At 47.3% G+C, this 13297-nt stretch carries 8 protein-coding genes and 1 pseudogene; 7 read left to right on the top strand and 2 right to left on the bottom strand.

Going from position 1 to position 13297, the window contains the following annotated elements; translation table 11 throughout:
- Positions 1–122: 122 nt before the first annotated feature.
- Positions 123–1052: pseudogene (locus H8K52_RS20055) on the top strand (efflux RND transporter permease subunit); the annotation flags it as partial.
- Here the strand turns inward: H8K52_RS20055 and cadR are convergent.
- Complete coding sequence (cadR, locus tag H8K52_RS20060) at positions 1046–1501, bottom strand: Cd(II)/Pb(II)-responsive transcriptional regulator (protein ID WP_425507562.1); 456 nt, start codon at positions 1499–1501, stop codon at positions 1046–1048. The pseudogene H8K52_RS20055 and the gene cadR overlap by 7 nt on opposite strands.
- A gap of 76 nt (positions 1502–1577) precedes the next feature.
- On the opposite strand from cadR, the gene H8K52_RS20065 reads away from it, so the two are divergent.
- The 5 genes from H8K52_RS20065 to H8K52_RS20085 all read left to right on the top strand — a co-directional run bounded on the left by H8K52_RS20065 (position 1578) and on the right by H8K52_RS20085 (position 10502).
- Positions 1578–3839, top strand: a complete 2262-nt coding sequence (locus H8K52_RS20065; RefSeq protein ID WP_222613862.1) for a heavy metal translocating P-type ATPase — start codon at positions 1578–1580, stop codon at positions 3837–3839.
- 52 nt (positions 3840–3891) lie between these two features.
- Positions 3892–4248: a hypothetical protein gene (locus H8K52_RS20070; protein WP_186924696.1), complete on the top strand. Its 357-nt coding sequence runs from the start codon at positions 3892–3894 to the stop codon at positions 4246–4248.
- A gap of 132 nt (positions 4249–4380) precedes the next feature.
- Positions 4381–5736 carry a TolC family protein gene (locus tag H8K52_RS20075; RefSeq protein ID WP_186924697.1) on the top strand — a complete coding sequence of 452 codons (1356 nt, stop codon included), beginning with the start codon at positions 4381–4383 and terminating at the stop codon, positions 5734–5736.
- A gap of 8 nt (positions 5737–5744) precedes the next feature.
- Positions 5745–7301, top strand: a complete 1557-nt coding sequence (locus H8K52_RS20080; RefSeq protein ID WP_186924698.1) for an efflux RND transporter periplasmic adaptor subunit — start codon at positions 5745–5747, stop codon at positions 7299–7301.
- 57 nt (positions 7302–7358) lie between these two features.
- Entirely contained in the window at positions 7359–10502 is a 3144-nt protein-coding gene (locus H8K52_RS20085) for an efflux RND transporter permease subunit (RefSeq protein ID WP_186924699.1), read from the top strand.
- A gap of 56 nt (positions 10503–10558) precedes the next feature.
- Here the strand turns inward: H8K52_RS20085 and H8K52_RS20090 are convergent, their stop codons facing one another.
- Positions 10559–11527 (bottom strand): site-specific integrase, encoded by a 969-nt coding sequence (locus H8K52_RS20090; RefSeq protein WP_186924700.1) that lies wholly within the window; start codon positions 11525–11527, stop codon positions 10559–10561.
- 173 nt (positions 11528–11700) lie between these two features.
- Between H8K52_RS20090 and H8K52_RS20095 the strand changes: the two genes are divergently transcribed.
- The gene (locus tag H8K52_RS20095) at positions 11701–12720 is read left to right on the top strand and encodes a DNA-binding protein (protein ID WP_186924701.1); all 1020 of its coding nucleotides are present in this window, start codon (positions 11701–11703) and stop codon (positions 12718–12720) included.
- The last annotated feature ends 577 nt before the right edge of the window (positions 12721–13297 follow it).

The raw sequence follows: 13297 nt of genomic DNA on the forward strand, positions 1-13297 counted from the left end.
AGGAGAAGATCTGTCTTTTGCCGACCAATTTTATGCTTTGGCAGGAAAAATCCGCTCTGTTTAAGTAAGGGCGGAGGCTGTCTGCCATGATTCCGCATTGGCTTCGCTATTGCGACAGAACCGATGTACAAAGCATCGTGTCCGCAGCGATTGGCGGGGACAATATCGGCGAAACCATCGAGGGCTTGCAACGGTTTCCGATCAATGTACGTTATCCGCGAGAAGTACGTGACTCAGTCGAAAAGCTCCGGCAACTGCCGGTGCTGACTGAGCGTGGGGCTCAAATTCGGCTGGGGGATGTTGCAGAAATTCGCATCAATGATGGGCCACCCATGCTCAAGAGTGAGAATGCACGCTTGTCAGGATGGGTGTATGTCGATATCCGTGACCGTGACCTCAGCTCAGCAGTACATGAAATGCAGGCAGTCGTTGCCAGGGAAGTGAAACTTCCACCTGGCTATTCGATCGCGTGGTCCGGCCAGTTTGAATATCTGGAACGAGCAACCGCCAAACTGAAAGTCGTGGTACCAGCGACCTTGCTGATTATCTTTGTCCTGTTGTACATGACCTTCAAGCGTGTCGATGAAGCGGGGCTGATCATGGCGACCTTGCCATTTGCTTTGGCGGGCGGTATCTGGTTGCTATGGGCGCTCGGGCATAATCTTTCGGTCGCCAGTGGTGTTGGCTTTATTGCCTTAGCGGGTGTATCGGCGGAATTCGGCGTAATCATGCTGCTGTACTTAAAGCACGCTTGGGAAGACCGGTTAGCAGCAGGAAGAACCAGCGAAATAGACTTGTTGGATGCGATTCGTGAAGGCGCAGTCTTGCGCGTACGTCCCAAAGCAATGACGGTCGCTGTCATCATCGCTGGTTTGGTGCCGATCATGCTAGGAGACGGTGCTGGCTCGGAGGTAATGAAACGGATTGCCGCGCCGATGGTTGGCGGCATGATTACCGCGCCACTATTGTCTATGTTCGTGGTGCCTGCGGTTTATCTGTTATTGCGGCGCAGACAACTAAGTAAGGAAAACGAAGATCAAAAAAATCAATGACAACCGCCTCCATGACTGCCTAAGTTTTTACTCGACAATCCCTCAGTGGTCGCAAGATTGTGCAGAATCCCGCAATCTTTACCCGCTGTAGGATTGTTGCAATGGCTGCGTAGATGCGTCAGTTGCTTTTGTAACTCAGTCAATTCATGAATGCGATGTGCGACATGGTCAATATGTTTATCTAAAATTTGATTCACTTCCGTGCAGGTTTCCTGAGGCGCATCCTTAAAAAGTAAAAGCTGACGGATTTCATGCAAGGTCATATCCAATGATCGACAGTGGCGGATAAATAAAAGTCGTTCAGCATGGCTGTCACCATACAAACGATAATTTCCTTGCGAGCGTATGGCTGGGGGAAGTAAGCCTTCTTTCTCATAAAAACGAATGGTTTCTACCTGACAACCAGATCGTTTTGCGAGTTCACCAATTTTTAATTCCATTCGATTCATCCTCATCGCAAAATAATGCTTGACCCTATACCTACTACAGGGTTTTTAATAGCACTATACGCCTTAAGGAGCTTCTATGTCATCGACAACTGAGCAAACATCCATCTGTACCAGCAATCAACACGACTGTGCTTGTGGAGATACGCCGCTGATCACTGCAACGTCACCGGAGTCAACCGCTGCCGTCGGTGCGTCATCGGTGGTATATCGAATTGAGAACATGGATTGCCCCACGGAAGAAACCTTGATTCGTCAGAAACTGACTTCTGTTGAAGGTATTACGCAACTGAAATTTAATCTGTTAGAGCGAAAACTCACAGTCGAACATCGACTAGCCGATGACAAACCGATTCAGCGCGCTTTACAGGAAATAGGCATGCAAACCGAGTTGATAGATGCGATGGATCAATCTCAGAAAAGAGTTAATGCACCCACAATCTCGAATAAATCGTGGTGGTTTGCCGGTTTGGGAGTTGCCAGCGCAATTGCGGCAGAATCGATTGCCTGGGTGAGTGGTAACGAATCAAGTTGGGCTGTGATTGCCCTATCTTTATTAGCCATTCTCATCAGTGGCATTGGCACCTATAAAAAAGGATGGATCGCGCTCGCCAATCTCAATTTAAACATTAACGCCCTGATGGCAATTGCTGTCACAGGTGCCGTGATCATCGGGCAATGGCCAGAGGCAGCAATGGTGATGGCTTTGTTTAGCCTGTCAGAAATGATCGAAGCCTTATCCTTAGACCGTGCGCGCAATGCCATTCGGGGATTAATGGCGATGGCGCCCGAACAAGCGACGGTGAAACAGGCTGATGGTACTTGGCTCACCGTAGGAACTGACCAAATTCAAATTGGGGCGATTCTACGGGTCGCACCCGGAGAGCGCGTTCCGCTTGATGGCATATTGACTGAGGGGGCTTCCGCAATTGACCAGGCACCCATTACAGGAGAAAGTATGCCAGTCGCAAAAAATATTGGGGATCAGGTATTTGCTGGGACGATTAATCAAAGCGGTTCCTTTCTGTATTGTGTCTCTTCTTTAAAATCAGATTCGATGTTGGCACGCATTATTGTGCGTATTGAAGAAGCGCAGGCGAGTCGCGCGCCTACACAACGTTTTGTGGATCAATTCGCCAAAATTTACACACCTGTGGTCTTCTTGTTAGCGTTGGCAGTCATGATTGTGCCGCCTGTCTTTTTTGGGCTGTTGTGGTCTGTGTGGGTCTACAAAGCCTTGGTATTACTCGTGATTGCTTGCCCTTGTGCACTCGTGGTGTCAACACCAGTGACCGTAGTGAGTGGACTGGCCGCAGCAGCTAAAGCGGGCATCTTGATTAAAGGTGGGGTTTATCTGGAAGACGGTCGAAATTTAAAAGTGCTTGCACTGGATAAAACCGGAACCATTACGTTGGGTAAGCCTAGTGTCACCAATGTCACGCCACTTCAAGGGGATACCGCCACACATTTAGCGCTTGCGGCAAGTTTGGCCAACCGTTCAGACCATCCTGTCTCTGGTGCCATTAGTCGGTATTGGCAAGCGCAATTTCCGACTGTTTCTCTCACTGAAGTATCTCAGTTTGAAGCTTTGATGGGACGTGGTGTAAAAGCACGCGTGGATGATCAGTGGTTTTATTTAGGCAATCATCGACTGGTTGAAGAATTAGGTATCTGTAACACGAGCCTGGAAGCGACTTTGCGCACCTTTGAGGGGGATGGAAAAACTGTGGTCATTCTCTGTAATGAAACTACACCGCTACTGATGATCGCCGTAGCCGATACAGTTCGAGAAACTAGCCGACAAGCCATTGCCGAGCTACATGCAATGGGCGTGCGTACCGTGATGCTGACTGGTGACAATACGCTCACGGCTAAGGCGATTGCCAAGCTGGTCGGCATTGACGACGCGCGTGGTGACTTATTGCCAGAGGATAAATTAGCGGCCATTCAGCAAGAGATAACACAATATGGTCACGTCGGCATGGTGGGCGATGGCATTAATGATGCCCCAGCACTGGCCAAAGCCCATATTGGATTTGCAATGGGTGCCGCTGGAACGGATACCGCATTGGAAACGGCCGATGTGGCATTAATGGATGATGATCTGCGTAAGATTCCCCAGTTTATTCAATTGAGTCAACGTACCTCTCGCATTCTGAAACAAAACATTAGTTTAGCGCTGGGGATAAAAGTAATTTTCTTAATACTGGCAGTCTTTGGTTCTGCGAGTCTTTGGATGGCGGTATTTGCAGATATGGGGGCAAGCCTGTTAGTCATTTTTAATGGCTTACGTTTGGTCAAACCTCCCACGCCCAAGCTTGCTGCGAAATCGGCAGTCTAGATAACAAATTTGTCATCCAATAGAGAAACAGATCAGGTATATAATTCGCGTCATGTGTAAAAAATGGATCATCCTGTTAGTCCTTTCGTTGACCTTCCAACTCAATTGGACGGCGGCAAGTGCTTTCTGTCAGCATGAAACAGATAAATCCACGCAACATTTTGGGCATCATCCTCACCAACATCACACTGCGGATCAAGAGGATCAAAAGAATAAGACAGGCAATAAGAAGCCTGTGTCGCATCCAGATTGTACGACGTGTCATCACGGCGCTTCAATGACTGCTGATGCACAAGTATGTCCATTTGATGATCTAGGACGTCAAGATTCCCGATCGCTCACACAACTTCAACTTCCCATACCGTTTTTGGCAGAGCCAGAACGTCCCAAATGGATGCGCGTCGTTTAATCCGGCGCCAATTCACTGTCATTCTTCATTATTTTCTTTTGTACTGAGATCCAAGAGTTGACAGCGCACGACCGGATTTTTCCTATCGCTTCATTTTAAGAATAGTTTCAGGAATTATTTCAGGGGAGTTCCATGCAAAAATTGCTTTTGCCGCCCACGTTATCGTGGCTCGCGGCAGTATTACTAACGTCTTCACCCGCATACCTTGTGGCGCAGATATTACCGACTAATACCCACATTAAAGATCAAGCGAGCACGCAAATGCTCGCAGTCAATCTATCCTCCAACAATCTGCCCGACACCGTTGCAGGTGGCCGTTTAGGCTTACAGGAAGCGATACGTTTAGCCCAGCAATACCATCCGGATGTTGCTGCCGCCAAACGAGAGATAGCGGCGACCGAGGCAAGCTTACGTCAAGCAGGCCTACTACGTAATCCCGAACTGGTTGCGATGATGGAAGACGCCCGGACTGAAAATCGCAATACGACTTGGCAACTCAATCAAGCGATCGAACTTGGTGGCAAAAGGCGTGCCCGCCTATCGGTGGCCGAAAGCGGTTTGAATATCGCTAAAGTCGAGTTCACCATAATGTTGAACGAGATTCGGGCCACCGTTACAACGCGCTTTAATGAGGTACTGATTGCACAAGAGCGTCAACGATTGGCGCTCACTTCGTTGGAGCTAACACAGCGCGCTTACAGTGCAGCTAAAAATCAAGTCACCGTGGGTAAAGTGGCGCCCTTAGAAGAGAGTAAGGCGCGGGTGGCGCAATCGAGCGCACAGCTTGAATTAGCTAAGTCTGAGAGTGAATTAATGATTGCGCGTCAACGATTGCAATCAGTAATCGGCAATAGCCCCCATCCATCAACTGAGTTCGTGGGACGTTTTGATACTTTACCTGTGGTGCCTGATAGCTTGGATGTGGAAAAGCAACTAATGCAATCACCACAGATCATCAAAGCAAAAATAGAAGTGGAAAAACGCGTTGCAATGGCCGATGTAGAGCGCAGCAAACAAATTCCAGATATCACTTTAAGCCTAGGTGCCAAACGGGAACAACTGACAGGAAGACAGCAGCCTATGATCGGCGTCTCTATACCGATTAGCCTGTTTGATCGTAATCAGGGCAATGTGCAGGAAAGCATCAGTCGTCTGGATAAAGCGAAAGACGAACTGCAATCGACACAGATTCGTGTGCGAAATGAATTGATGCAAGCTCAGCAGCGACTCCGATTTGCGGTCGACGAGGCACAGCTAAGCAAAGCAGACGTTCTCCCTAATGCCCAAAATGCCTTTGACCTTGCGCTCAAGGGCTTTGAATTTGGGAAATTCGGTTTCTTAGACGTACTCGATGCGCAGCGCTCTCTCTTGGCTGCAAAAGCACAATATTTACGTAGTTGTGGCGATGCCCATCTTGCCGCAGCGGATATTCAAAGACTGCTGAATGATCAAGCGTTTGAATTTTATCCAGCGACTGACTCATTTTAGGAATAATCATGAAATTTTTATCTCAACTGACACAATCATCACCCCTCAAATATCGGAATCAGGCGATTGCCGTGGTCATCGTTCTTGTGGTCGGCATTGTTTTAGCGATCGCTATCCTTTTTTCAAATAAGCCGACGTCTAAAAAAGAAGACCACGAGAAAGCTAGTCATGCGGGAGAGCATGCAGAAAAAGCCGGAGAGGAACCAGCGAAAGATCAGAAAGGCCCTCATGGCGGACGCCTATTTACGCAAGGCACTTATGCCTTAGAGGTCACTATTTTTGAAGTGGATTCGGCACCCGTCTTTCGACTCTATCCCTACCAAAATGGCAAAGCGTTGGCGCCAAGTGCTAACGATGTCACGATCTTGGTACAGCGCTTAGGTCAGGAAGCGAAGACGTATCGCTTCAAGCCTGAGCAGGATTATTTGACCAGTGCGGACGAACTAGAGGAGCCGCATTCCTTTGAGGTCAAAATTAAGGCGACATTTAATCAACAGACCTACGATTTTCACTATGAACAGATCGAAGGTCGCGTACAAATGAGTGAGCAGCAACGCAAACACAACGGGATAGAGACGCAAGTTGCTGGACCGATGTTATTGCAAAGCACGACGTCACTGTTAGGTGAAATTCGTTTAAATGCTGACAACACGGTGCATGTCGTGCCACGCCTGACGGGATTGGTAGAACGTGTATTGGTGAATGCGGGAGATAAGGTCAAACAAGGGCAAGTATTAGCCGTCATTTCGAGCCAGCTTTTAGCGGATCAACGTAGCGAAGTGCTTGCTGCGCAAAAACGGTTTGCGTTAGCGAAAAAAAGTTTTGAGCGAGAAAAGAAATTATGGGAAGAGAAGATTTCTGCCGAGCAGGACTATCTAGCGGCACAAAACTCCCTACAGGAGGCCGAAATAACATGTCAAAGTGCAGAGCAAAAATTAGCCGCTTTAGGAGCGAACTCTCCTTTCAGCGCGGCGGGCGGATCACTTACACGTCTGGAAATTCGATCACCCATTAACGGCACCATCACAGAAAAAAATATCGCGATGGGACAAGTATTGAAAGAAGATGCCACGATCTTTACGGTGACCAATCTGGATACGGTGTGGGTTGAAGCGGTGATTCCTGCGAAAGAATTGGGACTAATTAAAGTCGGACAAAAAGCAACGATCAGCGCAACGGCTTTTGAATCCAATACCACTGGCAAAGTGAGCTACGTCGGCTCAGTGGTCGGTGACCAGACACTAAGTGCGATGGCACGCTTGGTGGTGTCCAATGCCAAAGGTATGTGGTACCCAGGTCTACCGGTCAATCTGGTTGTGCAATCTGCCGCGGTGAACACACCGGTTGTTGTTGCTAGCGAGGCGATTCAAAATGTGAATGAAACCTCAAGTGTATTTATCAAAGTCGGTGATCAGTTTGAAGTACGTCCTGTGGAATTGGGGCGAACCAATGGTAAATTTACCGAAGTACTGAAAGGCTTACAGGCGGGTGAAACTTATGTCTCAAAAAATAGTTTTCTGATGAAGGCGGAGTTGGGTAAGTCGTCGGCAAGTCATGACGACTGATTCCGATTCAAATGATCTTCTTATGAATTATTCCATTCATTTCAGAAAGTAAAAATTATGTTTGAGAAACTTATTCGCTTTTCCATCGATCACCGATGGATGGTGCTGGCCGTGACCTTGTGTTTTGCCGCACTAGGTATCGTGAATTATCAACGCTTACCCATCGATGCGGTACCCGACATTACCAATGTTCAGGTGCAAATTAATACGGTATTACCAGGGTACTCACCCTTAGAGTCAGAGCAACGTGTGACCTTTCCGATAGAGACCGTGATGGCAGGTCTGCCTTCTTTGCAGCAAACGCGCTCGCTTTCCCGTTATGGTTTGTCGCAGGTGACGGTGGTATTTAAGGACGGTACCGACATCTATTTCGCTCGTCAGTTGGTCAATGAGCGTCTGCAGGAAGCGAAATCGAAATTGCCTGCAGGTGTGGAGCCTGCCATGGGGCCGATTTCAACCGGACTTGGTGAGATTGTGATGTGGACGGTCGAAGCTAAACCGGGTGCGCTCAATGCCTCCGGCGAACCTTATTCGTCGACCGAGCTTCGAGAGATCCAGGATTGGATCGTCAAGCCTCAATTACGTAATGTCCCAGGTGTCACCGAGATCAATACGATCGGCGGGTATAACAAAGAATTCTTGGTTGCTCCCAGACCAGAAAAACTCGTTGCCTACGACGTCACTTGGCAGGAAGTCGCTGCCGCAATCGAAAAAAATAATGCCAATATAGGTGCTGGCTATATTGAGCGACGCGGGGAACAATACTTGGTGCGTGCACCTGGCCAACTCAACTCTATTGCAGATATTAAACAGATCATCGTGAAATCCATCCACGAAACACCGATTCGCATTGAAGATGTCGCAGATGTGGAAATCGGTAAGGAGTTGCGCACAGGAGCCGCTACTGAAAATGGTCGTGAAGTGGTGCTGGGTACCGTATTTATGCTAATGGGCGAGAATAGCCGGAAGGTGTCACTTGCTGTCAGTAAAAAAATCGAAGAGATTAATCATACATTGCCAAAAGGCGTGATTGTTAACACTGTTTATGATCGAACCATATTAGTGGATAAAGCGATTAGTACAGTAAAGAAGAATCTGCTTGAAGGTGCCGTTCTGGTGATCGTAATTCTGTTTCTATTCCTAGGAAACATCCGTGCTGCAATTATTACGGCGATGGTAATTCCACTAGCAATGCTGTTCACGTTCACAGGTATGGTCGGCAACAAGGTCAGTGCAAATCTGATGAGTCTTGGGGCATTAGATTTTGGGATCATCATTGATGGTGCCGTCGTCATTGTGGAAAATTGCGTGCGGCGTTTAGCCCATGCACAGCTTCACCATGGCAGGCTATTAACGCGACATGAACGATTTAACGAAGTGTTTGAAGCAGCAAAGGAATCCCGTAGACCTTTGCTATTCGGTCAGTTAATCATCATGGTAGTGTACTTACCCATATTTGCATTGACGGGCGTCGAGGGCAAAATGTTTCACCCTATGGCATTCACTGTCGTTGCCGCATTGATTGCAGCGATGATTCTTTCAGTGACTTTCATTCCGGCCGCCGTCGCACTATTTATTGGCAATAACATTGTTGAAAAAGAAAACGGCGCCATTAGTCGTATTCAGAAGCGTTACCAATCTTTATTGGACTGGACACTGCGTAGTAAAGCCTTGGTGCTCAGTATTGCAGGTACTACGATCATCCTGAGTGGCTTACTCCTCACTCGTATGGGAAGTGAATTTGTCCCTAGCCTGAACGAAGGTGACATCACGATGCATGCGATGCGCATCCCGGGTACTGGCCTCAATCAGGCTGTACAAATGCAACAGGATCTTGAGCGTGTTATTCAAAAATTCCCTGAAGTTGAACGGGTATTTTCAAAAATCGGCACAGCAGAGATTGCGACCGATCCAATGCCGCCAAGTTTGGCTGATACATTCATCATGCTCAAGCCAGAAAATGAATGGCCTAAGCCAAAACGAAGTAAAGACGGATTAATTGAGGCAATCCAAGAAGCTGTCGCCAAAGTGCCGGGAAATAACTACGAATTTACGCAGCCTATTCAAATGCGCTTCAACGAATTGATTTCCGGCGTCCGTAGTGATGTAGCGGTCAAGGTATTTGGTGACGACATGGACACCATGAATAAGTCGGCTGAAAAAATCTCTCAAGTGTTGGCGAAGATTGATGGTGCGACCGATGTTAAGGTGGAGCAAACAACTGGCTTGCCGATGCTCAATATTCAAATAGACCGGGATAAAATCGCTCGTTTAGGCGTCAACGTTAATGATGTTCAAGGTGTCATCAGTCACGCCATTGGTGGGCAGGCAGTTAGTACGATGTTTCAGGGCGATCGTCGTTTTGATATTGTGGTTCGCCTGCCAGACCATTTGCGCAATGATGTGGATACGATTAAACGCCTGCCAATTCGCTTGCCCAAAGATGGTATCAGCCCAGATAAAGCGGGTTATTTGCGATTAAGCGATGTGGCAGCGGTCAGCATGGGAACGAGCCCCAATCAAATCAGTCGAGAGGAAGGAAAGCGCCGCGTGGTCGTCACCGCAAATGTCCGTGGGCGCGATATTGGGTCATTCGTGACCGAAGCCCAGCAGAGTATGCGGAAAGAAATTAATATGCCTACAGGCTATTGGATCACCTGGGGCGGCACTTTTGAACAATTACAGTCAGCGAGTAATCGTCTGAAAGTGGTTGTGCCAGCTGCATTGGTGCTGGTCTTTATGTTGCTCTTCGCCATGTTTGGCAATATGCGAGATGGTTTATTAGTTTTTACCGGCGTGCCTTTCGCATTAACCGGGGGCATTGTCGCCTTATGGCTACGAGATATTCCTCTTTCAATTTCAGCCGGTATCGGCTTTATTGCCTTGTCTGGTGTGGCCGTCTTGAACGGTCTGGTGATGATCGCCTATATTCGTTCACTCATTGATAGAGGTATGGATTTAGATGCCGCAATTAGTGAAGGTGCGGTAACAAGATTGCGTCCCGTACTGATGACAGCTTTAGTCGCTTCTTTAGGCTTTATTCCGATGGCCATAGCTACCGGTACTGGCGCGGAAGTACAACGACCATTAGCGACTGTCGTCATTGGCGGGATTATTTCTTCAACCTTGCTGACCTTATTGGTGTTGCCATTGTTGTACAAGCTAGTGCCTTCTTATTTTACGAAAGAAATCGAAACGTAGTTGTCATTTAAGTTTGCTCCACATGGTCGGTAATGACATGTGGAGTTCTAATGAAGTCATGGCTTACTTAACCGGTGCATTGGCGGAGACTTACTTAAACTCTGCTCGATACGTTGTTGAGAAAATTGATCAGCCACGTCGACATAACGCATTGCTGATTGAATATTTTTCCAGCCAACATATTCCATTAGCGTCTTTAGATCCCATCCATTCGCTGTAGCCCAAGTAGCGAAGCCGCGTCGAAGCGAATGGCCGCTATACAAATTAGCCGATTCGATTCCGGTCGCGTGTAAAGCCGAACGAAAAATAGGAATCAAACTGTCTTCGTGCAAACCGATCTCAGATAGATGTCCCCATCGATCAATAGCACGAAATACCGGGCCAGAAGTTAATTGTGCGGTATGAATCCAATCGATAAATGCGTCGACTGGGCAGAGCCTTGATAAGGCTGGAGTTTTAAAACTGGTTCCTTGGTACCTCCTATCACTTTTCGTTTGTGATAGATAGCAAACCATACCTTCACTTGGTGATACCGTCACATCTTCTACTTGCAGTCGTGTTAGTTCATCGCCTCGGAAGCCGCGCCAAAATCCAAGTAGTAAAAGCGCTCTGTCTCGAACATAGCGTAGCTCGGCGCTACGGCTGCTTTCAGCGCGGGCGCGCTCAATGGCTGATGCCAACCATTGGTCTACCTGTTCAAGCTGGTCTAGTTGCAGAGGCTTGGCCTGTTTTTCTTTGGCAGGATGAAGTGCTTGTATGCCACGAAAAACCTTTCGTACGACGGGTGATTTGGTTGGATCTGGAAAGCCCTGCGAAATATGCCACTGTGCCAAGGCGGCTAAACGTTGACGTAATGTATTGATCGCGAGTGTCTCAGCGTACTCAACCAAGTAGTTAGCGATACTGTCGGCCGTAGCGGGCAAGAAACCACCCCATTCAATTTCAAAATGGCGCACAGCAGCTTGGTAGCTTTGACGGGTGTGGTCTCGGGTGGCTGCTTGAACGTATTGATCAATCTTGCTCATGATTTTGATGATTACACATGAAATCAGTAATTTACCTCATTTTTCACACATCACACAGGATAACTCTATATTATCCGCTACCAATTTCAAGGAAATTAAACTTGAATTTCCACAATATTTAGTATGTAATTACATATTACGTAATACAGTACGATATTTGATGGAGTGACCATATGGCACGAACTGGTTTATACAAATCGGAAGTGAAAAAGGCACGCGACGCCGTAATGGCACAGGGGCGACATCCTTCTGTCGACGCAGTTCGTGTCGCCCTTGGGAATACCGGCTCCAAGTCGACCATTCACAAATATCTCAAAGAATTAGAGATGGAAGATGGAGGGATTGCCGATCGAAAGACATCTATCAGTGAGGCCTTGCATGATCTGGTGGCGCGCTTGGCCGTCCAGCTGGAAGAAGAAGCCAATGCGCGGATTGGTGAGGTGCAAACACAAAGCACAGAGAAGGAACGGCAACTCAATGCATCAATTGCCGCATTAAACGCCGCCAATGAGGTGCTAAGCGATAAACTAAGTGTGGCCGAAGCCAGAACTCAAAGCGAAGTGGCGGCGCACGCCAGAACAGCAGAATCCTTGCAACGTGAAACCATTACCAGGCATACGCTAGAACAACAGGTGGCCGATCTGAAAGAGCGCCTGGTTGAAAACGATACACACCGCCAATCATTGGAAGCAAAACACACGCATGCACGAGAAGCTTTAGAACATTATCGTGCGTCAGTAAAAGAGCAACGCGACCAGGATATTCGACGCCACGAACATCAAGTACAGCAGCTACAGGGCGAAATTCGCCACTTGCAGCAAAGCCTAGTGCTCAAACAAAATGAAATTACAGGACTCAATCAGGATGGCGCCAGATTAATAACTGAGCTCTCTCAGGCGCAAAAGTCGATCTACGATCTGCAAAGTACCGAGCGCCAGCATATTAGTGAGATTGAGTCGCTCAGGGTCGCAACGGGTCGCATTCCGTTGTTGGAATTTGACTCAGCAGCGAAAGATGTCGCTATGGATGAATTACGCAGTCAATTGGCTGAAATCGCTGTTCAAAACAATGAGTTAAAGGCACACGCTCATGAACAACAATTAGAGTTGGTCAAATGCACAGCCGTAGTCGAAACCCAGAAAACGATTCTGACGGAGTTACAAGGGCATTTAGGTGTCAAAAAGAGGGAGTAAGCAGTGGCGGTGCATTAAAATAAGGTGATGCGTCGTCCGCTTAACGTACAATTTTTTCCGTTTATTCAATTCGCCCCTATAGGGATACCGCCCATTCCCTCGAAAAAGTAAAAGTTCTAATATCCAGGGCATTCTATTACTGGATGCATACGAATCAATAAGAAATAGCAGATTGTTTTGGTGAAATATTGCAAGTAATCAGTGTTTAATTTTATTTCATGAAGAAACTTTTACCTTTTCGAGGGAATGGGCACAGATAGTTATATATAAAATTTACTATGAAGCGGTGGTGGCATATTACTTTTGGTGTTATGGATGTTTTTTACCTGTATCTCGGCACGACCCCTATTTTTAGAACGCTAAAGTCTACACTAAGGCTACGATGCCTTACGTTAATGCGACACAACCGTTAATTTTTCTGGTCAATATTCGTTGCGCAAAACTGCGTTTACCTGGTCAATTTTGGATGGGCGTCAACATTGCCGGCACCCCATTCGACATGAGAAATTCGAAATTCGAATTGTAATGAATTTCAAATTTCATCGGGATCGTCAACAAGGGGAGTTGGAAATGTGGC

The organism is Affinundibacterium seohonense, from assembly GCF_014284305.1.
GTDB classification, from domain to species: domain Bacteria; phylum Pseudomonadota; class Gammaproteobacteria; order Burkholderiales; family Burkholderiaceae_D; genus Undibacterium; species Undibacterium seohonense.